At 69.2% G+C, this 23,514-nt stretch carries 19 protein-coding genes; 10 read left to right on the forward strand and 9 right to left on the reverse strand.

The genetic code is table 11. From position 1 onward, the window contains the following. The first annotated feature begins 164 nt into the window (after positions 1–164). From kdpB to ACIRU3_RS40670, 10 genes are all read left to right on the forward strand, one after another. Positions 165–2,321 carry a potassium-transporting ATPase subunit KdpB gene (gene kdpB / locus ACIRU3_RS40625; protein ID WP_404067939.1) on the forward strand — a complete coding sequence of 719 codons (2,157 nt, stop codon included), beginning with the start codon at positions 165–167 and terminating at the stop codon, positions 2,319–2,321. A 343-nt stretch (positions 2,322–2,664) separates the two neighbouring features. Beyond that, entirely contained in the window at positions 2,665–3,474 is an 810-nt protein-coding gene (locus tag ACIRU3_RS40630; RefSeq protein ID WP_404067942.1) for an SDR family NAD(P)-dependent oxidoreductase, read from the forward strand. Between the two features lie 31 nt (positions 3,475–3,505). Then, a complete protein-coding gene (locus ACIRU3_RS40635; RefSeq protein WP_373310759.1) occupies positions 3,506–3,583 on the forward strand; it encodes a 50S ribosomal protein bL37 in 78 nt (25 codons plus the stop codon). Between the two features lie 87 nt (positions 3,584–3,670). Further along, a complete protein-coding gene (locus ACIRU3_RS40640; protein WP_404067945.1) occupies positions 3,671–4,447 on the forward strand; it encodes a GNAT family N-acetyltransferase in 777 nt (258 codons plus the stop codon). Positions 4,448–4,476: 29 nt separating this feature from the next. Continuing rightward, positions 4,477–4,839 carry a hypothetical protein gene (locus tag ACIRU3_RS40645; protein ID WP_404067948.1) on the forward strand — a complete coding sequence of 121 codons (363 nt, stop codon included), beginning with the start codon at positions 4,477–4,479 and terminating at the stop codon, positions 4,837–4,839. 217 nt (positions 4,840–5,056) lie between these two features. Continuing rightward, positions 5,057–5,575 (forward strand): hypothetical protein, encoded by a 519-nt coding sequence (locus ACIRU3_RS40650; RefSeq protein WP_404067951.1) that lies wholly within the window; start codon positions 5,057–5,059, stop codon positions 5,573–5,575. Positions 5,576–5,755: 180 nt separating this feature from the next. Further along, a complete protein-coding gene (locus ACIRU3_RS40655) occupies positions 5,756–6,205 on the forward strand; it encodes a hypothetical protein (protein WP_404067954.1) in 450 nt (149 codons plus the stop codon). Continuing rightward, positions 6,205–8,400 carry a DUF6571 family protein gene (locus ACIRU3_RS40660; RefSeq protein WP_404067957.1) on the forward strand — a complete coding sequence of 732 codons (2,196 nt, stop codon included), beginning with the start codon at positions 6,205–6,207 and terminating at the stop codon, positions 8,398–8,400. Before ACIRU3_RS40655 ends, ACIRU3_RS40660 begins: the two co-directional genes overlap by 1 nt. A gap of 3 nt (positions 8,401–8,403) precedes the next feature. Then, positions 8,404–9,015 (forward strand): hypothetical protein, encoded by a 612-nt coding sequence (locus tag ACIRU3_RS40665; protein ID WP_404067958.1) that lies wholly within the window; start codon positions 8,404–8,406, stop codon positions 9,013–9,015. Beyond that, positions 9,003–9,956: a hypothetical protein gene (locus ACIRU3_RS40670; RefSeq protein WP_404067961.1), complete on the forward strand. Its 954-nt coding sequence runs from the start codon at positions 9,003–9,005 to the stop codon at positions 9,954–9,956. Before ACIRU3_RS40665 ends, ACIRU3_RS40670 begins: the two co-directional genes overlap by 13 nt. A gap of 389 nt (positions 9,957–10,345) precedes the next feature. Here the strand turns inward: ACIRU3_RS40670 and ACIRU3_RS40675 are convergent, their stop codons facing one another. The 9 genes from ACIRU3_RS40675 to ACIRU3_RS40715 form a co-directional block, all read right to left on the reverse strand. Then, the gene (locus ACIRU3_RS40675) at positions 10,346–11,590 is read right to left on the reverse strand and encodes an MFS transporter (protein ID WP_404067963.1); all 1,245 of its coding nucleotides are present in this window, start codon (positions 11,588–11,590) and stop codon (positions 10,346–10,348) included. Then, positions 11,587–11,946 (reverse strand): nuclear transport factor 2 family protein, encoded by a 360-nt coding sequence (locus tag ACIRU3_RS40680; protein ID WP_404067966.1) that lies wholly within the window; start codon positions 11,944–11,946, stop codon positions 11,587–11,589. The genes ACIRU3_RS40675 and ACIRU3_RS40680 overlap by 4 nt, the downstream gene beginning before the upstream one ends. Position 11,947: 1 nt before the next feature. Further along, the gene (locus tag ACIRU3_RS40685) at positions 11,948–13,405 is read right to left on the reverse strand and encodes an ATP-binding protein (RefSeq protein ID WP_404067969.1); all 1,458 of its coding nucleotides are present in this window, start codon (positions 13,403–13,405) and stop codon (positions 11,948–11,950) included. Then, positions 13,402–14,628, reverse strand: coding sequence for an IS701 family transposase (locus ACIRU3_RS40690; protein WP_404067972.1), 1,227 nt, complete (start codon positions 14,626–14,628; stop codon positions 13,402–13,404). Before ACIRU3_RS40690 ends, ACIRU3_RS40685 begins: the two co-directional genes overlap by 4 nt. A gap of 800 nt (positions 14,629–15,428) precedes the next feature. Then, positions 15,429–17,000 carry a Na+/H+ antiporter gene (locus ACIRU3_RS40695; RefSeq protein ID WP_404067974.1) on the reverse strand — a complete coding sequence of 524 codons (1,572 nt, stop codon included), beginning with the start codon at positions 16,998–17,000 and terminating at the stop codon, positions 15,429–15,431. Further along, positions 16,997–18,892, reverse strand: coding sequence for a 1,4-alpha-glucan branching protein GlgB (gene glgB / locus ACIRU3_RS40700; RefSeq protein WP_404067977.1), 1,896 nt, complete (start codon positions 18,890–18,892; stop codon positions 16,997–16,999). Before glgB ends, ACIRU3_RS40695 begins: the two co-directional genes overlap by 4 nt. Next, positions 18,886–21,000: an alpha-1,4-glucan--maltose-1-phosphate maltosyltransferase gene (locus ACIRU3_RS40705; RefSeq protein ID WP_404067980.1), complete on the reverse strand. Its 2,115-nt coding sequence runs from the start codon at positions 20,998–21,000 to the stop codon at positions 18,886–18,888. Before ACIRU3_RS40705 ends, glgB begins: the two co-directional genes overlap by 7 nt. Positions 21,001–21,037: 37 nt before the next feature. Further along, positions 21,038–22,192, reverse strand: coding sequence for a glycogen synthase (gene glgA / locus ACIRU3_RS40710; RefSeq protein WP_404068054.1), 1,155 nt, complete (start codon positions 22,190–22,192; stop codon positions 21,038–21,040). After that, positions 22,192–23,487 carry a sugar phosphate nucleotidyltransferase gene (locus tag ACIRU3_RS40715; RefSeq protein WP_404067982.1) on the reverse strand — a complete coding sequence of 432 codons (1,296 nt, stop codon included), beginning with the start codon at positions 23,485–23,487 and terminating at the stop codon, positions 22,192–22,194. Before ACIRU3_RS40715 ends, glgA begins: the two co-directional genes overlap by 1 nt. Positions 23,488–23,514: the final 27 nt, after the last annotated feature.

Genomic DNA, 23,514 nt, shown 5'->3' on the forward strand with positions numbered 1-23,514 from the left:
GGGGGGGGGGGGTGGGGGTGTGGCTGTGGGGGCCGGCCGGGCGGTCTTTGTGGGGGGGGGGCGGGGGGGGGGGGGGGGGGCCCCCGGGGGGGGGGGGGGGCCCCCCCCCCCCCCACGGACCCGTGGCCGCTGTCCCTGTCACCCATCGAGACACGAAGGTGTCCATGCTTCCCGCTGCCCCCGAGAAGGCCCCACCGTCACGCCCCGAGCGCACAGCCCGGACCGGACCGGAGCGAAGAAGGGCGAGGCGCCGCGCTCCGAGCGGGCTGTTCGAACCAGCGCAACTCGTCCGCTCCTTCCCCGAGGCGCTGCGTAAGCTCCACCCGCGCGTATTGGTGAAGAACCCGGTGCTGTTCGTCGTCTCCGTCGGCGCGGTGCTCACCACACTGTCGGCGTTACTTCACCCCACCGTCTTCACCTGGGTCATCAGCCTCTGGCTGTGGCTGACGGTCGTCTTCGCCAACCTCGCCGAGGCCGTCGCCGAGGGCCGCGGCAAGGCCCAGGCCGAGTCGCTGCGCAAGGCCCGTACGGACACGGTGGCGCTGCGGCTCCTGCACTGGAGCTACGGCACGAACCTCGCCGCCGCCCGCACGGAGGCCGTCGCCGCCACCGACCTGAAACCGCTGGACGTCGTGCTCGTCGAGGCGGGCGAGATGATCCCGGCGGACGGCGACGTCGTCGACGGTGCCGCCGCCGTGGACGAGTCCGCCGTCACCGGCGAGTCGGCGCCGGTCATCCGGGAGTCGGGCGGGGACCGCAGCGGGGTCACGGGCGGTACGACGGTCCTGTCCGACCGGATCGTCGTCCGGGTCAGCGCCCGACCGGGCCACAGCTTCCTGGACCGGATGATCGCCCTCGTGGAGGGCGCGTCCCGGCAGAAGACGCCGAACGAGATCGCACTGAACATCCTGCTGGCCTCCCTGACCATCATCTTCATCCTGGTGGTGGTCACCCTTCAGCCGATGGGCGAGTACGCGGACGCCGCCCAGTCGACGACCGTGCTGGTCGCGCTCCTCGTCACCCTCATCCCGACCACGATCGGCGCCCTGCTCTCCGCGATCGGCATCGCAGGCATGGACCGGCTGGTGCAGCGCAACGTACTGGCCATGTCCGGCCGGGCGGTCGAGGCGGCGGGTGACGTGAACACCCTGCTGCTCGACAAGACCGGCACCATCACCCTCGGCAACCGCGAGGCCGCCGCCTTCGTCCCGCTGCCCGGCGTCGACGAACGGCAACTGGCCGACGCCGCCCAGCTCTCCTCACTGGCCGACGAGACCCCGGAGGGCCGCTCCGTCGTCATCCTCGCCAAGGAGCGGTACGGGCTGCGGGCGCCCGCCGAGGGCGAGTTGACGAACGCCCGCTGGGTCGCCTTCAGCGCGCAGACCCGCATGAGCGGCGTCGACCTGCGCTGGGACAACGGAGCCGTGTGCGCCATCCGCAAGGGCGCCGCCCAGCAGGTGATCGAGTGGACGCAGATGTACGGCGGCCAAGTGCCGCCCGAGGCACGGATGTACGCCGACGCCGTGGCCGCGTCCGGCGGCACCCCGCTGCTGGTCGCCGTGCACGACTGGGACGGCCCGCGCGTCCTCGGCCTCATCCACCTCAAGGACGTCGTCAAGGACGGCATCCGCGAACGCTTCGCCGAACTGCGCCGCATGGGCATCCGCACGGTCATGGTCACCGGCGACAACCCGCTCACCGCCCGCGCCATCGCCCAGGAGGCGGGCGTAGACGACTACTTGGCCGAGGCGACGCCGGAGGACAAGCTCGCGCTGATCAAGCGGGAGCAGGAGGGCGGCAAGCTGGTCGCGATGACCGGCGACGGCACCAACGACGCGCCCGCGCTCGCCCAGGCGGACGTCGGCGTAGCCATGAACACCGGCACGTCGGCCGCGAAGGAGGCCGGCAACATGGTCGACCTCGACTCCAACCCGACCAAGCTGATCGAGATCGTCGAGATCGGCAAGCAACTCCTCATCACACGCGGTGCGTTGACCACATTCTCCATCACGAACGACGTGGCGAAGTACTTCGCGATCATCCCGGCGATGTTCGCGGGCTCGTACCCGGGCCTGGAGTCGCTGAACGTGATGGGCCTGCACAGCCCCACCTCCGCCATCACCTCCGCGATCATCTTCAACGCCCTGATCATCGTCGCGCTGATCCCGCTGGCCCTGCGCGGGGTGCGCTGCACACCCTCCTCGGCCCACGACCTGCTCCGCCGCAACCTCCTCGTCTACGGCCTCGGCGGACTCGCGCTCCCCTTCATCGGCATCAAGCTGATCGACCTGCTCGTGTCGGGGGTGCCGGGCCTTGACTGAGCCCCGCCAAGTTCCCCGTCAAGGACGCGTATGCTCACGTCAGAGCCCCGTCAGAGAACGAGGTTCCGCCTTGCCCGGCGGCTGCGGGACGGCTTCCATAGAGCCTGTGAACAGCGCCTGGCTTCTCTTCGACCGACCGCCGAGTCCCGCTCGGCCGTCGCGTCGTGTGCCGCGCTGACCGGAAGCGTCCGCGTCCCGCCGACGCTGTGTCCCGCCGACGCCGCTTTCCGTGACCCGAGGGGCGCCGTGATCGGCTCCGGCGCCCCTCGACCCACCTTCCTCACCGCACGCCCACCGCCCCTCGCCGGGCCGTGTCGGCGTGCCTGTATCCCCGGATGGGAACATGTCCGACTCAAACCTTTCCTCCCGCACCGTCCTGGTCACCGGAGCCACTTCCGGCATCGGCTACGAGACCGCCCGTCAGCTCGCCGAGCAGGGCGCCACCGTGCTGCTGCACGGCCGCACCGCCGAGGAGACCCAGGCCGCCGCCGACAGCCTCATCGCGACCGCGGGCATCGACGCCGCCCAACTGTGCACGTTCGCGGCCGACTTCTCGCGGCTCGACGAAGTGGAGACCCTCGCCCACCGCGTCGTCACCGAACACCCGCACCTGGACGTGCTCGTCAACAACGCGGCCATGGCCGCCCCCGAGCGGCACACCGTCACCGCCGACGGCAACGAGGTCGCCTTCCAGGTCAACTTCCTGGCCCACTACCTCCTCACCTGCCTGCTGGAGCCTGCGCTCACCAGCGACCCGGGCGGCCGGGTCGTCAACGTCTCCTCCTCGCTGCACCGCACGGCCTCCATCCAGTGGGCCGACCCCAACCGCGCCCGCCGCTACTCCCGCCTCGCCGCCTACGCCCAGTCCCAGCTCGCTCTGACCGTCTTCGCCGCCGACCCGCGCGTCACCGCGGTCTCCGTGCACCCGGGCGTCTGCGACACCGCCCTGCTGCCGCTGTACTCGCACGAGGGCGTCACTCCGGCCGAGGGCGCCGCGCACGTGGTCCGGCTGTGCGACCCGGCCGTCGAGATCGTCAACGGCGCCTACTACGACCGCGACGAGCGCGTCGACCCGGCACCGGCCGCGACCGAGGACCGCACCGTCAAGCGCCTCAACAAGCTCGCGGACCTGCTCGTCGGCCGCACCGCTTGAAGAACCCCCCAGAACGAAGGAACTGACAGACATGTCGAAGCGAGCCCGCAAGAAGAAGGACCGCCGCAAGAAGAAGGCCAACCACGGCAGCAAGGCCGGCCAGAGCTGAACGAGCGACGCAGGGGCGGGCGACTGGGAGAAGCGATGCCTGGTCGCCCGCCCGGCTCATGTCCATTCCCACACCTACGAGGCATTGATGATCGAGATCTCACCGCCGGACCCACGGGCGCTCGCGCGCTGGTTCCCCACCGGCTCCCCCGGACTCGCCACGATCGCCGAACACGTGCTGGCCACGGGAATCGGCCGCTGGTGGGGCGACCGGCCCGTCCAGCCGCGCACCGTCGCCGTCTCCTGCGCCGGCCACGTCGTGCTGCGCGGCAGCCCGGAGGAGCTCACGCCGAGTGTCCTCGCCCAGCTGGCCGGCAACCGCGTCGAAGCTCCGGCACGGTTCCTGCCCGCCCTCGGGGCAGCCTTCGACCGGCTCACTCCCTGGGAGCGCATGGTCTGGACACTCCAGGCCACGCCCCAGCCCGCCACCGTCCCGCACGCGGTGACCGTACGGCATCTGGAACCAGCGGATGCCGACGCCGTGCACGCCCTCGGCCCGGACGCCTCCTGGCTCTCGGCCAGCTGGGGCGGACCGCGCGGCCTCGCCGCCTCCGGACACGCCTGGGCGGCAGTGGGCCGCACCGGCCGCATCCTGGCGGTGGCCTGCACCTACTTCCGCGGCACCGGATACGAGGACGTAGCCGTGTACACCGTCCCCGACCGCAGACGCCACCACCTTGCCCTGGCCTGCGTCACCTCCATGTGCGCGGACATCACCTCCCGCGGCCACGCCCCAAGCTGGAACTGCTCGGTACACAACCGCGCCAGCCGCCTCCTGGCCTGGAATTCCGGGTTCCGCCTGGTCCGCGAATACGTCCACTACGCGGTGGGGAGCCCGGTGTCACACCATCGGCTCAGCGCCTAGCGACGCCCCCGAAAAAGAAGGAGACACCAGTGCCCAGGAAGCCGCCTCTCCTCACCCTCCCGATCCTCGAAGGCAGCCACGAGCTCACGATCACCCGGCTCAAGCGCGCAGACGACTCCTTCACCGTCCACTACCGGATCTCGCCGCCGCTCCCCGAGACCGACGGCGAGTCCCTCGTAGTGCCGCTCCTGGAGGCTTTGGACGACCTCGGCAACGAGTACGACGACCGCGGCGGCGCCTACGGCACCCATCCGGACGGCACTTTCACCGACGGCAGCCTCACCGCCCAGCCCTCCCTGCATCCGGACGCGAGCAGCCTGCAGGTCCGTATCACCTGGCTGAGGGGCGGCGAGGAAACGTCGTGCGACATGACGCTGGATGTCAGGCCCTGACCCAGGAGTCGGTCCTCCTCTTCGGTCGGGGCGAGGCGGCCCCGTCACCCGCGAGGTCCTGCGCGAGGCGGAACCGGACCACCGGCAGCGACTGTGCGCGTGCACGCCGGCTGAGGCAAGATGACGCGTATAGATCCTGTCAAGATCGCCCCGGAGGGCGTTAGGACTCCGTCAGCAGCGGTCGCCGGACCACGTACGGCGGCCTAGCGTCGGCGACATGCGACGGAGCAGACCGGCGGGCCCGGCCGGCGATCGCCACTGGCGTGGCAGCACTCGGCTCGCGGTGAGCTGCGCCCTGGTCTTCTGCACCATGAGCCTCTTGGTCGACTGGGACGCGGGAAGCCTGACGCCGCTCCGCGCCCTGCTCTGGTCCACCTTGTCGACCGCCGTATGCGCCGTACTGCTGCCGCAGCAGGTGAGTGCGGGTCCTGGCTGGCTGGCGGTACGGACCCTCTGGCGCCGGCGCATCGTCCGCACCGACGCGCTGGCAGTCGTACGGCAGTACGACGGCGTCTCCTCCCACCTGGTCCTGCGGGATGTCTACGGCCACCGCCTGGAGCTCGACCCACGCGTCCTCGCCGCCAATCCCCTGCTCTGGCACGAACTCGACACGGGTGTCCGCCGCTCTCTGGAGCGCGGAACGCTGCGCCACGGAGTGGATGTCCTTAACCGCCTGGGCCACCGCATCGACGACGAGACCGTGCAGGAGGTTCTCCGGGCTTCCGGCCTTTCCTGACCTCGCAATAACCGGAGACCCCACCGCGACCGACCGGCTCATCGGGGGAATCGCCATCCGTTCCAATCCGTATGAAGATCGCTAAGCCCTTGTCATTCCCAGCAGCCACAGAGTGCACGACCCCTACGGTCAAGCAAGTTCAAAGATCGCAGTGGCGTTTCGTACGGGGGAGGGTCTCGCATGGCGTGGGATGAATGGGAACAGCTCAAGGCAGAGGCGAAGCAGCGCAGGGCAACCCACATGCAGCTGAACCAGGTGGCCGACCCGGGCGGAGGCGGAGGACCCCACCATGGCGATCTGACGGTGTGCGAGAAGGACCTGAAGGCCGTGGGTGACGCGGCCTTCTCGCTGTATACGGACTTCAACCAGTACAGCGATCTCGCGCGCATCTCGTCGATGAAGGCCGCCGGAGGGCTGATGGATCAGGGGTTCCTGATCGGAGAGGCCCTCGACCATGTGGCGACGCGGTGGGTGGACCAGGTGCAGTCGCTGCTCGACGCGTGCGTGCACATCTACTCCCATCTGGACTTCACACAGGCTGTCCACAAGGGCGACGACGAACGGATCTACGCCACGATCAGCAGCATCTCCACACTCGACAACGGCTTCGACCAGCACCGGGGCTACTGATGGATCTGAACGTACTGCTGCATGGCAACTTCGCCCAGCTCGGCTCAGCGATCTCCGACTGGGAGTCCATGACCAAGAAGCTGGAAACCCTCGAACGGGACGCGCGTGACAACCTCAAGACCAAGGCCGTGAAGGCGCGCTGGGAGGGAATCAACGCCACGGTCTCCCGGGAGTTCGTGTCGAAGACGGCCGACGAGTTCACGGACGCACACACACAGGCCCAGAGCGTCACCAACATCCTCCGCGACACCCGTGAAGAGCTCATCGACTACCGCACTCATCTCGAAGAGGCCATCGAGCGCGGCCGGAAGAAGAACCTGACGGTGGTCGACGACGGATGCGGGATGTTCCACGTCCAGATGATCGTCCACCCCGACCGCGCCGCAAAGGGCACGACGGTGCCCGACCACGACGAGCTCGACGCGGAGTTACTGCGCGACGAAGTGAAGAGGATTCTCACCAAGGCCACGGAGAGCGACAGTTCCGCCGCGAAGGTCCTCAAGTCTCTGGTCGACAGTGTCAAGGCCGGTTTCGCCGACTCCGACTACCGAGACCGGGACGAGGCCGTTGACGCGGACAGCAAGGCCGTACAGGACAAGAAGAACGCAAAAGAGGCTGCAGACCTGTACGCCCGGCTCGACGGGCTGTCCGACGACGAGATGAACCGGCTCGCCAAGCTGACCGAGCAGGGCAAGAACTCCCCGGTCTTCGCCGGCGAGCTCATGAAGGACTTGAACTTCCGCGGTCGGGACGGGCAGGAGGCTCTGCTTCTGCTGGCCGGCAACCTGGAGGGCGGCGGCCGTGACGGCCAGGTGTCGTCCGCCGAACGCCGCCTGCGGGATGCCCTGTCGGCCAACCTGGCCACCGCCACCCGTCCCGACGCCCCGCTAGGCCCCAGCGGCGGTGTCCCCTCGGACTGGACCGAGAAGCTCCTCAAGACGGCCCGTGAGGGCAACGGCCTGCCCGCGCAGCATCCCGGAGCCCTGGAGGGCGAGGCCACGGGCCTGGGCACCCTCACCAAGCTGATGGGTGCCGGAGACGCGGTGTACGACGGCAACCTGCTGTCGGCCACCGGTGACGAGATCCGCGACTACGAGACGCACACCAAGGATCCGTATCCGGGGATCGGGGACAACTGGAAGGGCACCCAGGAGGACCCGATGGGCGGCCTGATGAAGGCCATGAGCCGCAACCCGGAGGCGGCCGAGTCCTATTTCGACCCGCACAAGAACGACAACCTCGACTACTTCCTCAAGGGACGCCACTGGCCCGGCTCCAACGTCGAGAGCGAGATGCCCGACGATCTCGTCAAGACTTCGGCGCGGGCGAGTTTTGGCGACGCTCTGGAAGCCGCCGCGACCGGCCGCCAGCCCGGCACCCCGCTGCACGCCCAGATCCCCGTTCATCACAGCGCCGCTCAGGCGGACATCTTCGAGAAGTCCGTCAATTACTACGGCGAGCAGTCCAAGGGTCAGCAGGACGCGCTACCCGCGGCGCTGCGGCACCCCATGGGTGACATGATCGGCGACTACGCGTCGGACGTGCACGACATCCTCGGCAAGGACCTCAACGGCTCCAGCCAGTTCAACCACCTCGATATCCAACGCGAGGCACTTACGCGCGTCATGCGGGGCGCAGCTGAAGATCCCAAGGCCTTCCAGACGATGCACCAGTCGCAGAGCGCCGTGATCGCCGAAGGTCTCCGGCATTTCGGGAAGGGGTCCTTCGAACACAGCGATCCCGCTCTGCACGCCTGGGTCAAGCAGTCGTCATCGGTCCTCGGATACATGGACGGAATCCGCGGGGACGTCATCTACGACATGGGTCAGGCCCAGAAAGACACCAACAGCTGGAACAAGATGATGAACTACCACGTCATCGGAGCCCCGATCACGGGCATCCCGATCGTCGGCGACACCATGCAGCGCCTGGTCGACGTCGGCACGGCCGAATACATGAACGATCTCAACGCCCAAGTGGACAAGGAGACCCGGGAACACATGGCCGACCACTTCTCCAACGGCCGGCGCCAAATGGACGCGATGCTGGAACAGCAGGCTCTGGACATGGGTATGAAGCGTGAGGACCTCGACCGTTCTCCGGGTGAGTACGAGGACAACCTCCAGAGCATCGAGGAATCCTGGTACAACCACGGCATCAAGGGAGCCGACCAGGCCATGGGCGAGCGGTACTGAGAGATGATCCAGCCCCGTACACCGGTTTCTGCCGATGCCAACGCCCCGGTGTCGCCGTCCAGACGGAGTGGCGTACGCAAGGCCCTGTTCGGAGCCGCTGCGGCCCTTGCCGTGTTGGTGGTCGTCACCGCGATCAAGCTGTGGCCACGCGACGAGACCACCGACTCGAACGCGATGTGCTGGGGCGCGCTGTCCCGGGCACAGGCGAGGCCGCTCCTGGTGACTGAAGAACCCGTCTCCGCCACTGAGACGGGCGCGCAGGAGCAGGAGGCTATGTGCGACGTCAGATCCGGCAAGGATGTCGCCGACATCCAGTTCCAGTTGTCGTTGCGCGATGGAACAGCGAACAGCGTCACCCCACCCAGAGGGACTGAGCGCCTCACGGGCAGCCGGGCGGGCTGGGTCACGCAGGCGGGGGGCCGGCTCCGTCTTTCGGCCTCCTGTGTGGACGCGCTCCACCGCACCACTGCGAGCCGGGTCGACCTCCTTCTCCTCACCACGATCCAGGTACGCAAGCACTACGGCTGGAAATCCTCAGCCCTGGTTCCTCGGGTCAGGCAGGTGCTGACGGAAGCGGCGCGGGGCATGGAACGGCACTACAAGTGCGCATCGTGATGAGGAAGACTGCCACGGTCAAAGTCGTCCTGGTCGTGGCAGCCTTGCTGGTTATGGCCACCGTGGGCCTGGCCTGCACCATGCTGCGCGGCGACGGCAGCCCGACAGCAGAGCAGACCGTTTTCTGCTGGGGCACACTGAAGCGCGGTGACGTCGCCGCGCTGAGTGTGCACTCGCTTCAGCGGTACGCGTCCAACGAGGGAGACTTGAAGGGCACCACACGCGCGGACTGCGAGGTCGGGGCGGGCCTCAACGAGCACGGAGCGATGAAGCAGCCGCAGTTCCGGCTGACCGTCGACGGTTCGCCCATGATCGATGTCTGGTACATGGCGGACGACGTCGCAGGAGTCTCCCCCTTCCGGGCGCCGATCGCGGGCGTGCCCGGCTGGGTCAACCGAAGCATGGCGGGGGTACTGCTGCCCGCGTCGTGCTCCGGCAAGCTGCAGTTCGGCAGCCCGCTGTACGTCCGACTGAAAGCGGAAGACGACCAGAAAGCAACGTGGCGTGACGGCACGCTGCAAAAGCGGATGGCGGATGTCCTGATGACGTCCGCGACCAGGCTCACACTTCAACTCGGCTGCTCGAACGCGTCGTTCAAGACATCGGCCGCTGCTCCGCGATTGCTCGAAAAGCACGCCCCGACCGCCGGAAAGGCATGCGGTCTGCCAGGCTTCAGCACGCCCGCGAAGTACACCGAGGAGTACGTGGCCGAGGGCGACTTCAGGCTCTGGAGCTGCTCGCTTCGCGCCGGAAGCGAGGAGCTGCACTTCACCGTCACGCAGGATCCGTACCTGATCTGGCTGAACGGCTCCGAGTCCGGCCCCTGGTCGAAGACGCTGAAGTGCGACGGCAGGCAGACCCTCGTACAGACCGGATCGGACGACGCAGCACTCACCCGAAGCTTCCGGACAGCAGTGGCACGCAAGGGCAACTGCACATGACGTCCGAGCAGCACCCAGTAGGCGTCTGGACTGCGCCGACCGCTGCCCTGCGGAAAGCAGGGGTTCAGCGGGCGGTCTGCCGAGCCTCGCGGATGCAGGTGTAGAGGATGTCGAGGGCGGTGTCGACGTCGTCGTCGGTTGGTCCGCCATGGCCTGGAGGCGGAAGCGGGCCGCGTCGGAGGCGACCGCGGGCTGCTCGACGAGGCCGGCGCGTGCGATGAGGCCGGAGACCGTACGGCCGGTCGGAGTATCGCCGATGAGGACCGGGACGACCGGGCAGACCACGTCGCCCATGACCTCCAGACCACATGTCGTCGAGCCCACCACCGATACGGTTCGATGTCTGGTCACGGTGGTGAAGATCCGCACATGGGGCTCTCGTGCCTCGGTCATCGTCCCGGCGTATGTGTTCTCGGCCAGGCCGACTGGGCCTCCTTGGTGCCGGTGCCTCGGAGCGGTGCGCTGGGCACCCTCAGCCAACGAGTCGCCCACGTCGCGGGGAACGCCACAACCGCGATGACCAGGGCTGCCAGCGGGACCTGGCCGAGGCCGTGTGCCGCCACGACCCAGCCTCCGAAGGCTGCACCGGCCGCGATACCGGCGTTGACCGCGGAGGCTCCCAGGGTGACGGCCAAGTCTTCACCCTCGCCGGCCAGAGACATGATCCGCAGCTGCAGGGAAGGCGTGACGCCCATACCGACCAGGCCCCAGCCCGCCAGTGCCACGGCGACGAGCACGGCATGCGTCCCGAACGCATAGAGCCCGCCGAGCGCGAGCACGAGCAAGGCGTTGCCCGCCAGCAGGGTGCCGGACGCGTTTCTGTCGGCGAATCTGCCGCCGGCGAACGTGCCGATCGCGCTGGTCACTCCGAAGATCAGCAAGAAGACACCGACGCTGCCTCCCCCGACGCCGGTGACGTCCTGAACGTACGGCGCGAGGTAGGTGAAGGCCGTGAACTGGGCGCCCATCAGCAGCACTCCGGCCCCCAGCATCCCCAGCACTCGCGGTGCGAACGCGTGGCGGGCCTGGGCGGCCAGTCCGGCCGGAGCGCCGCCGCCCGCCTCCGGTACGCACAACAGCGTGGCGACCAGGGCGAGGGCGCACAGGACGACGACGCCGACAAACGTGGCGCGCCAGCCGAACGTCTGCCCGAGCCAGGTGCCGAGCGGGACACCGAGCACGGTGGAGACTGCGATGCCGCCGAAGACCAACGAGATGGCATGGCCGCGGCGTTCGGCGGGTACCAGCCCGGTGGCGACGGATGCGGCCGCGCCCAGGAACAGTCCGTGCAGGACGCCGGTGAGTGCTCGGGCGGCCAGCAGCACACCGAACTCCACGGCTGTCAGCGCGACCATGTTGACTGCGATGAAGGCGGCCAGCGCCAGCCACAGGACCCGGCGCCGCCCCATCTTGATGGTCAGCGCGGTCACTACGGGCCCTCCGACGGAGATGCCGAGCGCGTAGGCCGTGACGAGGAGTCCGGCGGCGCCGACCGAGACCTCCAGGTCGTCCGCGATCAGGTCCAGTACGCCGACGATGACGAGCTCGGCCGTACCGATCACGAAGGCGCCGAGCCCCAGGGCAGCGAGGGCAAATCGTCCCCCAGGCAGACGGGATTCCCCGACGGCCATCATGGACGGGTCCTCTCTGCGGGAAGCCCGGCGGACGGCTGTTCTCCGATGAACGCAGCCGTCTGGCGCCAGATCCGTCCCTCGCGCAGGACGAGCGTTCCCACGGCCGGCCGTTCCTGGCCGCCCACGTTCATGACGGCCCGGTAGAGCAGCGTGTCGCCCTGTTCCGCGTACTCCTCGAGAGTCACCAGGCGTGGCTTCAGGGCGAGGTAGACGGACAGCCCCATCCGGATGGCCTGGGCTCCGACGAAGACCTGGTCGAATCTGATGAGCGTGGCGTCCGGCGTGTAGTTCTCCATCACCGCCTCCAGGTCTCCCGAGGCGAGCGCCGCCAGTTGCCGTTCGAGTACGGCGTGCATCTCAGCAATCTCCCTTCGTGTGTGTCGCGTTGACGGGTATCCGTACGGTCATCCAGGTGCCGCCGGGGTCGGAGCGAGCGGACATCGACCCGCCGTGGCGCTGGGTGACGATCCGGTACGACAGATGCAGTCCGAGACCGGTCCCCTTGCCCACGTCCTTGGTGGTGTAGAAGGGCTCGAAGATCCGCGAGAGCGAGTCGGCCGGAACGCCGCAGCCGGTGTCCCCGATCTCGACGGTCAGGCAGTTGCCCTGGAGGCACGTGCGCACGGTGAGGACGCCCTCTCCGCCCATGGCGTCCACGGCGTTGTCGATCAGGTTGGTCCACACCTGGTTGAGCTCGGTCGGATACCCCGTGATCGGCGGGATGTCCGGGGCGTACTGACGAACGATCCTCACCTTCGCGAGCTTGGGGCGCAGCATCGTCAGCGTTGCCTCCAGTCCTGCGGGCACCCAGAACTCCTGCCGCGGTGCCCGGTCGAGGTTGGTGTAGTCGCGGGTTGCGGCGACCAGCGCGGAGATCCGCGGGCCCGCCGTGCAGAGCTGGGTGGTCAGACCGCGAGCCTCGAGGAGCACCGACAGCTGGTCGAGCGCCGCCGGGAGAACGTGCTGTCGTATCCCGTTCACCCTCCCCACGAGCCATGCGCGGTCCAGTCCCCGCTCCGCGAGGGCGGACGCGAGCGCGGTGGGCCGCCGCGCGCCCCGCTCCCTTGCCCAGTCGTCCAATTCGTCCTCCAGGTCCGTGAGCGCGAAGGGATCGGTGTCCGCCGAGGGTGGCGTGCCTACAATCTCGGCGAGGATCTCCCGCAGGACGGAGCAATCCCGGTCGTCGGCCTCGCGGCCCCACTCCTCGGCGGTTCCGGCGAGCGCGTCGACCACCGGGCCGAGGTCCTGGGCGGCGCGCGCCACGGCGGCGGCGGGGTTGTTGAGCTCATGGGCCAGTCCGGCGGCGAGTGTGCCCAGGGCCGTGACGGTGGCCCGGTTCCTGGCCTGGACCTCCGAGGAGGTGATGCGCCAGGCCAGCACCGGCAGCAGGACGCCCGCCACGCTCGGACAGCGCGCCAGCATGTCGAAGAATGCCTGCTTGGGGCAGGAAAGGACGGTCGTCGATCCCACGGCGACTGCGGTTGCCACGTAGTCGCCGCCGGTCAGCAGCGGGAGCTCGCCGGTGAAGCGGTGGGCGGCGGGCGGCTTGCCCTCGTGTCCGTCGCCGGGGCGGGGCCGGGTGGTGTGCCGGGTCAGCAGCTCCTCGCGCCCGTCCACGATCTTGGTGACAACCAGTTCCCCGTCGAGGAGCACATGGAAATGGCTCGCGGGGTCTCCGTCTTCGAAGAGGATCTCGCCGTCCCTCAGCTGCCGTTCCCGGGTGACCGAAGCCAGCCAGTCCAGCTGGTCGTCGGTGAGGGCCGCGAAGAGCTCGATTTCCCGCAGCCGTGGGCCGCGGTGCACGGCGGGGCTCATCGCTGTGACCCGATGAGCGGGCGTCCCGGTAAGGGCTGTTCGGCGAGCGACCGATGGCGTCCGTGGTCTCGTGAGAGGACCGATATCGCGTGCGCGATGGAGACGAGGGTGGCGTGGTGGTGCCAGCCTCGGAAGGAGCGGCCCGCGAAGTCCCGGACGCCCACGTTGTCGCAGACCTCGTGCAGGTCGCGGGAGACCCGCCGGGTGAGCTTGGCGATGCGGAACAGGGCAGGGGCAGGGAGATGTCCGATGTTGGACAGCCAGTACTCCGCCGGCCTGTTGTTGGTGGGATCCGTCCAGGCTCCCACCAGGGTGAACGTGGAGGCACCCGCTCCGTGCGAGAGGGGGTCGACGGACATCGGCAGTCTGACCCGCGTGCCGGCGACCCTGGTGACACGTCGGCGCGACTGCCCGAGGTCCTGCCACTCCACGGCACCCGCCTGGTCGCCCAGCTCGCCCGCCACCCGGGAGACCGTCGCGATGCGTTGGCCGCCCAGCCCTTGGGCCGGGTCGTTGGTGACGACGGGGAGCGAGCCTTCGACCCGGAGTACGAAGGGGATGTGGCGCATGCCGAACGACATCATGACGTACGGGAGGTCGGCGTCGGTCACCGCCATCACCACGGGGCGGGGCGTGAGGCCCCAGTGCTCAGCCATCGCCAGCACCGAGTCGACGGCGCACTGGACGGGGGTCCTTGCCTGGATGTGGTCAGGGATGGCGGCACGCCTGCGCTGCTCTGGGCAGGCCACCCAGCTGGCAGGCAGGGCGAGTTGCCAGTCCGCGGGGCAGCTCGCTTCCTGGGAGGCCAGCCAGATGCCGGAGCTCTGCTGGCAGTTGGTCACCCGGCCGAGGCCGGTCGCGAACTGGCGCTCCACGCCCACGGAGTGTTTTCCGGCCTTGGGCACGGCGAGGGTTTCCACGATCCAGGCATGCGGCCTGATTTCGCGGTCCAGGTAGCCGGCGAGGGACTGCCGAACCGGCTTCCAGTCCCACGGGGACGTGCTGATGAATTGCTGGAGGCTCTGCATCGCCGCACTACCGACGACAGCGGCTATACCCCTCATCGTCTTGCGCCCCTCCGCCAGGAGCAGGCCGCGGACGTACATTTCTCCCCAGCGCCGCTGATCACTTCTCGGGATGGAGGAGAGCAGGAGCCGACACAGTCTGTCCACGCGGTCCTGAGAAAGCGAAAGCCGATCGAATCCGTTGGGCCCGACGTCCACACAAATCCCTCCTCGCGGCAGAGCGCGAATACCAGAACTGGCGGGAAAGATTCACTGAACCGGGCGATCCGGAATAAGAATGCGCCATCCGGTCGGCGGGGGTTCCCGGATACAGTCTGCACCCCTGCGCTCACTTCAACCTCTGGGAACGACTCTCAGAGAGGGCTGACTGCCAAGCCACATCAACACCATTCATCGGCGCCTTTCGCCCACCCCTGAACCAGGCGGTGGGCCGTTTTCCGCCAGCAATTAAACCGGATCACGCAAGTCCGGCCAAGCCCGCCGGGTCCACCCTTAGCGTGTTCCATATGTGCAAAGGCCACCGAAACCAAGAGACCTAACAAATCGAAGCAGGCGCCATTGACAGTGTGTAAGGCCGTGGGTATTGCATGGAGTTCGCCGGTACAGGCCAAAAGGAAGGCCGCACGAAGAAATGTCTGCAAACCTCCCGAATGTGGCCGTGACGGATGTGCCGGTCGTTCTTGGGGTGGTACTCCGGATCCTGGCGCAGGTAGGGCTGATCCTGTACCTCGTGGGTGTTGGCCATGAACTCGGCCGGTACTCCTGCCTGCAGGGCGGTCGCGCGGTCACGGGTGTGGCCATCAAGGTCTCGGACTGCCGATGGCCCTGGAGGTGTCGGGCGGCGCCGTCGTCCACGGCAAGCTGAGCGTGGACGGCGGCGTACCCCTCGCCCTGTACACGAGACTCGGAGGCGTACACCGCGTTCGTCATCATGGCCCTGGCCACCACGGCCATGACCGGCCCTCTGCTGTCCCGGCGCACTCTGACGCCGGCGGGCATCAGTCATGGCACAGCACCGACTCCTCGAGGTCGAGGTCGTGCATGACGCGTCGCAGCACCTCGTGGGTGATCCGGCCCTGTCTGCACAGCTCGACGAAGACCCGGCGTTCGGCCGCGAGCATCTCCCGCCGAAGTCTCCGGTAGGCGGCGGTCGGAGTCTCACGCCGCTCCACCGACGTGTTCGCCCGCACCCGCTCCCAGGCGGTGGCGCGGCGGTGCTCGGCCACCTGTCTCAGCCGGTCGATCACATGCTGGGGCGGCGTGTCGCCGTCCGCGCCGACCAGTTCTTCGACCCGGGCCCAGCCCGCGTCGGCGGCCGCCTCCTGCGCCACGGCCTCGGCCAGGTCGTCCTTGTGCGCCTCCCTCGACTCCTTCGGTCCGATCAGGCGCACCACCAGGGGGAAGGTGAGCCCTTGGAGCAGGAGCGTGCCGAGGACGACACTGAAGGTCAGGAAGAGCAGGAGTTCACGGTGCGGCAGTTCCGCCGGGACAGCGAAGGCGGCGGCCAGCGATACGACCCCGCGCATGCCGGCCCAGGAGATCAGGGCAGGCAACTGCCAGGGTGGGGAGGGGTCGCGTTCGCGGATGCGGGCCGAGAGCCGGCGTGGGAGGTAGGTCGCCGGGAAGATCCAGCAGATACGCACCACCAGGACAGTTGCGAAGACCGCGGCCCCGTACCGGCCGAGAGCGGCGGGGTCCATGCTGTGCAACGCAGCGAGCACCGGCCGGAGTTGGAGGCCGATCAGGGCGAAGACGACCGATTCCAGCAGGCAGGTGGTCAGCCGCCAGGTGGCCCTCTCCTGCAGCCGGGCCTCGTGCGAGAGCCCGGTGGAGTGATGCCCGAGGTACAGCCCGGCGGCCAGCACAGCCAGCACGCCCGAGGCATGCAGGGACTCAGCCACCGCGTACGCGGCGAACGGTACGACCAGCGACAGCGCGTTCTCCGCGACCGGGTCGCCGAGCCAGTTCCGCAGCCGCCGCACCGGAACGGCGAGCAGCAGTCCGACCGCCACACCCCCGCAGGAGACGATGAGGAACTCGCCGACACCGTGCAGGATTGAGCTGGTGGCGCCGAGGGCGACCGCCACCGTGAGCCGGAAGGCCGTCAGACCGGTGGCGTCGTTGACGATGCTCTCCGCCACCAGGATGGTCACGATCCGGCGCGGCAGCCCCAGCCGGCGGGCCAGGGCGACGGCCGCCACCGCGTCGGTCGGCGCGAGGATCGCCCCGAGGACGAAGGCCACGGGCCACGGCATCCCCGGAACGACCGCGTGGGCCACCACCCCGACCACGCCGGTGGTGAACAGGACGAGGCCGACGGAGAGCAGGCCGATGGGGCGGGCGTTGGCCCGCAGGTTCAGGTACGAGCTCTCCAGAGCGTCGGCGTAGACCAGCGGTGGGAGGAAGACCAACAGGGCGAGTTCGGGGTCGAGGTGGTAGTCGGGCACGCCCGGGACGAAGGAGACCACGAGTCCCGCGACGACCAGGGCGATCGGCACCGACACCCCGGCCCGCCGGGCTCCAGCCGACACCAGGGTCGCGCCGACGGCGAGGAGCAGGACCTCCGTCATGACTCCTCCGGCCGCAGCCACAGGGCGCCCAGCGGAGGCAGCACCACCGAGGCGCTGGCCGGGAATCCCTGCCAGTCCCGCGGCTCGACCTCGACGGCGCCGAGATTACCGATGCCGCTGCCGCCGTAGTACAGGGCATCAGTGTTGAGGACCTCTCGCCAGCCACCGGAGCAAGGGAACGCGAGCCGTGGGGTGCGGCGTTGCGGGGAGAAGTTGTAGGCGCACACGAGTGGGTCGCCGTGGGCGTCGTACCGGACGAACGAAAGGACATTGTCCCCGGCCGCGTCCGCGTCGATCCAGCGGAACCCCTCGGGGGAGGTATCGCGTTGCCAGAGCGCCGGGGTCCCCCGGTGGATCCGGTTGAGATCGCGGACCAGATCGCGTACGCCTCGATGGGCGGCGGACTCAGGGGACGCCCCGTCGAGCAGCTCCCAGTGCAGGGAGCCGTCGTGCCACCACTCGTCCGGTTGCGCGAACTCCTGGCCCATGAAGAGCAGTTGCTTCCCCGGGTGAGCCCACATGAAGGCCAGGTAGGCGCGCAGGTCGGCGAGCTGCCGGCACCGCTCCCCGGGCATCTTGCCCAGCAGGGAGCCCTTGCCATGCACGACCTCGTCGTGGCTGATCGGCAGGACGAAATTCTCGGCGTGGGCGTACACCATGGGGAAGGTCATGCCGGTGTGGTGGTGCCGCCGGTGCTCGGGGTCCTGGCGCATGTAGTCGAGCGAGTCGTGCATCCAGCCCATGTTCCACTTCAGGCCGAAGCCGAGTCCGCCGGAGTCGGTGGGGCGGGTCACGCCGTCCCAGGCGGTGGATTCCTCGGCGATGGTGAAGACGCCCGGGCAGCGCCGGTAGACGGTTGAGTTGAGCTCCTGGAGGAAGGCGATCGCGTCGAGGTTCTCCCGGCCGCCATGGGCGTTGGGCCGCCACTGACCGTCCTCCCGGGAGTAGTCGAGGTAGAGCATCGAGGCCACGGCGTCCACGCGCAGGCCGTCGACGTGGAACTCCTCGCACCAGTACACGGCGTTCGCCACCAGGAAGTTGCGCACCTCCGGGCGGCCGTAGTCGAAGACGAGCGTCCCCCAGTCGGGATGGACGCCCCGCAGTGGGTCAGGGTGCTCGTACAGCGGGAATCCGTCGAACCGGGCGAGCGCCCAGTCGTCCTTGGGGAAATGCGCGGGGACCCAGTCGACGATCACGCCGATTCCGGCGCGGTGGAAGGCGTCGACGAGGTGGCGGAAGTCGTCCGGGGTACCGAGGCGGGCGCTGGGGGCGTAGTACGAGGTGACCTGGTAACCCCAGGAACCGCCGAAGGGGTGCTCGGCAACCGGCAGGAACTCGACGTGCGTGAAGCCGAGATTCTTGACGTATCCCGGCAGAACGTCGGCGAGTTGGCGGTACGACAGTCCCGGCCGCCAGGAGCCGAGGTGAACCTCGTAGATGCTCAGCGGCGCCTCGTGCGGCGGCTGCGAATCCCGCCCCGCCATCCACTCTGCGTCCGTCCACTCGAACCGGGAGGCGTGGATCCGCGAGGCCGTCCCGGGTGGGCACTCGGCGGCGAAGGCGAAGGGGTCCGCCTTCTGCCGGACGCGGCCGTCGACGCCGCGGATCTCGTACTTGTACAGGTCGCCTTCCTCCGCCCCGGGGATGAACAGCTCCCACACCCCGGACGAGCCCAGCCGCCGCATCGGATGCGCGCCGCCGTCCCAGTCGTTGAAGTCGCCGACCACGCGCACGGAATGGGCGCCGGGCGCCCACACCGCGAACGACGTGCCGCCCGCGCGGGGGTGCGCGCCCAGGACGCGCCAGAGCTGCTCGTGCCTCCCCTCGGCGATCAGATGGAGGTCGAGCTCCCCGAAGGCGGCCGGGGTCCTGGTGTCAGTGACGGTCACCATGAAGTCCTCGAAGTCCTCGTCAGGCGTCGGATGGTGAAGATGTGGGCGACCTGGCCCCGGTACGGATCAAGCCGCACGTAGTTCTCCCGGCCCCAGCGGTACGTGGCGCCGCCCAGCTCGTCGCGGACGTCGAACAACTCTGCGTCCTGTAGACCGAGTTCGGCGAGATCCGGGCGGACCGTGGCGTGGTGGGCCCGGTGCGGATCGAGGTTGATCACCACCAGGACGGTGTCGTCGCCGTCGGGGGTCTGCAGCCGCTTGGAGAAGCAGAGGATCGCCTCGTTGTCGCGGCGGTGGAAACGGAGGTTGCGCAGGTGATGCAGGGCCGGATGGGCCTCACGGATCCGGTTGAGGGTGGTGATGAGGGGTGCGATGGACCGCCCGTCGGCCTCTGCGTCCCAGTCGCGCGGCCGGTACTCGTACTTCTCGGAGTGGGCGTACTCCTCGGCACCGGGTGTCGCGGGGGTCGCCTCACACAGCTCGAAGCCGGCGTAGACGCCCCAGGCCGGGGACGCCATGGCCGCGAGCACGGCACGAACCGCGAAGGCCGCGCGCCCGCCCGTCTGCAGGTACTCGGGGAGGATGTCCGGGGTGTTCACGAAAAGGTTGGGCCGCAGGTACGCGGCCGACCCCTCGCCGTCGAGACCGGACAGTTCACACAGGTACGACTCCACCTCGGGGCCGGTGTTGCGCCAGGTGAAGTAGGTGTAGGACTGGTGGAATCCGACCCGGGCCAGGGTGCGCAGCATCGCCGGACGGGTGAACGCCTCGGAGAGGAAAAGCACGTCCGGGTCGATGCGGTGGATGTCGGCGATCAGCCGTTCCCAGAAATTGACGGGTTTGGTGTGCGGGTTGTCCACGCGGAAGATCCGCACGCCCTGCTCCATCCAGTGCCTGAGGAGCCCCACGCACGCCTCATGGATGCCGTCCGGGTCCGCGTCGAAGTCCAGGGGATGGATGTCCTGGTACTTCTTCGGTGGGTTCTCGGCGCAGGCGATGGTGCCGTCGGCCTGTCGCCGGAACCATTCGGGGTGCTCACGCAGCCACGGGTGGTCCGGGGAGCACTGGAGCGCGAAGTCGAGGGCGACCTCCATGCCGAGGTCGCGCGCGGTGCGCACGAAGTGGCGGAAGTCCTCAGGCGTACCGAGGTCCGGATGGATCACGTCGTGCCCACCGGCCGGTGAGCCGATGGCCCACGGCGAGCCGGGGTCGTGCGGGCCGGCGGTCAGAGTGTTGCCGGGTCCCTTACGGTGCCGAATTCCGATGGGATGGATGGGCGGCAGGTACACCACCTGGAAGCCCATCGCGGCGATGGCGGGCAGCCGCCGGGCAGCCGTGCGGAAGGTTCCGGAGACGGGCGGGCTGTCCGCGCTGAGGACGGCGCCCTCCGAGCGCGGGAAGAACTCGTACCAGGCGCCGTACAGCGCCCGTTCACGGTCCACCCGCAGCGGCAACTCCACACCGTGGGTGAGGAGTTCGCGCAGCGGATGCCGTTCCAGCACGTCGCTCACATCGGGGGCCAGCGCGGCAGCGAGCCGTACGGCCCTGGGGCGGCCGGTGTCCCTCAGAGCGGCCGCCGTATCGGCGAGAAGGACCTGGGCGGGGGTGCCGGCCACCGCCGGTGCGAGCGCCACACGTTCCAGCAGCCTGGCACCCTCCTCCAGGGTGAGGTCGACGTCGATGCCCGCGGGGACCTTGGCCGTGGCCGCCCGCCGCCAGGTGGCGAACGAGTCGCTCCAGGCGTCGACGCGGAAGGTCCACTCCCCCACCCGGTCCGCCACGATCCGAGCCGTGTAGCGGTCGGTGCCGCGGACCGGCTCCGTCATCCGGACCGGGAGATGCTGCTCGCCGTCCGGTCCAGTCACTACGACGTGTGCGGCCAACTCCTCATGTCCCTCACGGAAGATCGTGGCGGCGACCTCGACAGGCTCACCTGGTACCGCTCGCGCGGGCCTGCGTCCGCCGTCGACGCACGGACGGACATCCGTGATCGGGATACGGCCCACGGCGGCATCGGAGGTGATGCAGCGAGGGCGGAACTCCTCTTCCAGCAGCCGTGCCAGGACGACCCGTCCCAGCAGGCCGTCGTCGGTCAGTTCGATCGTCATCGGAACGCGGAACCTCCCCATCCTCGGTGCTGTCGGTTCAGATCAGTGACTGGTAGACCGCGTGTACCCGCTGAGCAACCGTGGTCCAGGAGAATCGGTCCTCCGCTCGACGGCGGCCCGCTCGCCCCATGCGGTGGGCCCGCTCCGGATCCGCCAGCAGCCCATTGACGTGCACCGCTAGGCCCTTGGCGAACGCCTCCTCGTCGGTTACGGGTGGGACCAGCAGACCCGTCTCCCCGTCGGCAACCACTTCCGGAATGCCACCGACGGCTGTGGCCACGACTGGCGTACCGCACGCCATCGCTTCGAGGTTGACGATGCCCATCGGCTCGTACACGGACGGGCAGACGAACGCATCAGCCCGCGACAGGAGTTGGCGCAAGGCGTCGTGCGACAGCGGTTCCCGGACGAGCACCACGTCGGCACCCCTGCCGGTCACCTCCCGGGCGAGCGCGGTGAACTCCTCCGCGAGCTCGGGCGTGTCCGGGGCACTCACGCACATCACCAACTGGGTGCCGGGGGTCAGATGGGGCGCGGCCCGGAGCAGACGGAGCAGCCCCTTCTGCCGTGTCAGGCGAGCAACGCAGGCCACGACAGGCCGGTCGGTGCGCACTCCCAGAGGCGCGAGCCGGGAGGTGTCGGTCGCGGGGGTGAACTCATCGGTGTCGATGCCGTTGTGGATCACGACGACCCGGTGGGGGTCCAGGCCGGGCCAGCAGCGCAGGAGGTCCTGCCGCATCGCGCCCGACACGGCGATCACCACGTCTGCGGCCTCGATGGCGGTGCGTTCGGCCCAGCTGGAGAGTGCGTAACCGCCGCCGAGCTGCTCCGCCTTCCACGGGCGCAGCGGCTCCAGGCTGTGGGCGGTGACGACGTGCGGTATGCCGTGGTACAGCTTGGCGAGGTGGCCGGCGATGTTGGCGTACCAGGTGTGACTGTGGACCACATCGGCTCCGGCTGTGGCCGCCGCCATGGCCGGGGCGATGCCCATCGTCTGCAACGCGGCGTTGGCGTCGGCGAGTTCAGCGGGCGTGCGGAGGCCGGTGACGTTCGCCTCCTGGCGGGGCTCGCCGAAGCAGTGCACCCGTAGGTCGACCAGTCGCCTCAGCTGCCGGGTCAGGTGGTCGACATGGACGCCTGCGCCGCCGTAGACGTGCGGTGGGTACTCGCGGCTGAGCAGGTCGACACGCATCATGCCGCCTCCCCGAGTCCGCGCAGCACGTCCTGCAGGCTGGCCAGGTCGGAGCCGGGCGGGATGCTCGCGCCACTGCGGATGTCGAGCCGCGGATACACTCTGACGCCGCTCAGCCGGACGCCCTCGCCCACCCGCACTTCGTCCCCGAGGGCGCAGAAGCCCCAGAGGACCACGGCATGGTCGGCGGTGGAGCGGATGTCGACCATCGCCCCGAGGTAGGCGTCGAAGATCCTCGCGCCGGGCCCGATCATGCTGTGGTCGCCGCAGGCGACGCCCCGCAGCACACTGCCCGCGCCGATGTCCACGCCGTCGCCGATGTCGGACTCGGCGATGACGGCGCCGGGTCCTATCTCCACGTCCCGTCCGATGCGGACGCCGGGTCCGATCAGGACCGTCCCGTCGGCGATCTTCTCCGCGAGTGTGCGCCCGGTGGCCTCGTCCTTCAGGTGCAGACTGCTTTCGTGGATCCGGGCGCGGCCGCTGAGCACCGGGTACTCGTCGCGGAGCACCTCGCGGAGTGTGGTCAGGTAGTCGCGGGGGCTTCCCAGGTCGCCGAACCTGGTGATCGGGTGGGAGGCGACACGGTGGCCGTGGCCGACGAGGTACGGCAGCAGGTTCCCGCCCCAGTCCAGGCTGCGGCGGGCGAGTGAGTCGAGCGCCGGTTCACGGCCGGCGATGCGCAGCCGCTCGCAGTCGACCAGGTACATGCCCGCGTTCGTCTCGACCCGTCCACCGCCAATGGTCCGCAGGGCCGGCTTTTCGAGGAAACGGTTCACCAGACCGTCGGGGCCACGTCGTACGACCCCGTACTTGCCCGCCGCCTCGGCGGCCGGCCGGAGCACCGTGGCCACCGTGACCACGGCGTCGGCGGCCCGGTGGGCGCGGACCATGGCGGCCAGGTCGAAGTCGAAGACCGAGTCGGACGGGAAGACGAGCGCGAGGCCGCCGAGGTCCCAGTGCTCCAGGCAGCGCAGCGTGGCCTCGCCGGAGCCGGTGTTGGCGCCGTCGAAGCGGGTCCGGGAGTAGCGGACCGAGACGCCGAGCCGCTCGCCGTGCTCCAAGATGGCTTTGGTCTGGGCGCGGTTCTCGCCGCCGTTGGCGGCCACGTAGAACCGGTGAACACCCTGGGCGCGCAGGGCGTCCACGGCCCACTCGATCAGGCTGCGGCCGGCCAGGCCCATCACGGCCTTGCTGCGCAGATGGTCGCGGGAGTTCAGGGTCAGCGGCCTGGCCCGCACTCCCTGGCCGCCGACCAGGGCTATCGCGGAGATCCGATCCGTTGTCGCACTCACCGGAGTCCTCTCAGTCCTCTCAGTTCT

Origin of the sequence: Streptomyces sp. NPDC101151 (assembly GCF_044768335.1) — a bacterium.
Lineage (GTDB): Bacteria > Actinomycetota > Actinomycetes > Streptomycetales > Streptomycetaceae > Streptomyces.

Excerpts from the sequence above, each read along its gene's own strand:
- kdpB (WP_404067939.1), top strand. The coding sequence starts at position 165 with ATGCTTCCCGCTGCCCCCGAGAAGGCCCCACCGTCACGCCCCGAGCGC.
- ACIRU3_RS40630 (WP_404067942.1), top strand. The coding sequence starts at position 2,665 with ATGTCCGACTCAAACCTTTCCTCCCGCACCGTCCTGGTCACCGGAGCC.
- ACIRU3_RS40635 (WP_373310759.1), top strand. The coding sequence starts at position 3,506 with ATGTCGAAGCGAGCCCGCAAGAAGAAGGACCGCCGCAAGAAGAAGGCC.
- ACIRU3_RS40640 (WP_404067945.1), top strand. The coding sequence starts at position 3,671 with ATGATCGAGATCTCACCGCCGGACCCACGGGCGCTCGCGCGCTGGTTC.
- ACIRU3_RS40650 (WP_404067951.1), top strand. The coding sequence starts at position 5,057 with ATGCGACGGAGCAGACCGGCGGGCCCGGCCGGCGATCGCCACTGGCGT.
- ACIRU3_RS40655 (WP_404067954.1), top strand. The coding sequence starts at position 5,756 with ATGGCGTGGGATGAATGGGAACAGCTCAAGGCAGAGGCGAAGCAGCGC.
- ACIRU3_RS40660 (WP_404067957.1), top strand. The coding sequence starts at position 6,205 with ATGGATCTGAACGTACTGCTGCATGGCAACTTCGCCCAGCTCGGCTCA.
- ACIRU3_RS40665 (WP_404067958.1), top strand. The coding sequence starts at position 8,404 with ATGATCCAGCCCCGTACACCGGTTTCTGCCGATGCCAACGCCCCGGTG.
- ACIRU3_RS40675 (WP_404067963.1), bottom strand. The coding sequence starts at position 11,590 with ATGATGGCCGTCGGGGAATCCCGTCTGCCTGGGGGACGATTTGCCCTC.
- ACIRU3_RS40680 (WP_404067966.1), bottom strand. The coding sequence starts at position 11,946 with ATGCACGCCGTACTCGAACGGCAACTGGCGGCGCTCGCCTCGGGAGAC.
- ACIRU3_RS40685 (WP_404067969.1), bottom strand. The coding sequence starts at position 13,405 with ATGAGCCCCGCCGTGCACCGCGGCCCACGGCTGCGGGAAATCGAGCTC.
- ACIRU3_RS40695 (WP_404067974.1), bottom strand. The coding sequence starts at position 17,000 with ATGACGGAGGTCCTGCTCCTCGCCGTCGGCGCGACCCTGGTGTCGGCT.
- glgB (WP_404067977.1), bottom strand. The coding sequence starts at position 18,892 with ATGGTGACCGTCACTGACACCAGGACCCCGGCCGCCTTCGGGGAGCTC.
- ACIRU3_RS40705 (WP_404067980.1), bottom strand. The coding sequence starts at position 21,000 with ATGACGATCGAACTGACCGACGACGGCCTGCTGGGACGGGTCGTCCTG.
- glgA (WP_404068054.1), bottom strand. The coding sequence starts at position 22,192 with ATGCGTGTCGACCTGCTCAGCCGCGAGTACCCACCGCACGTCTACGGC.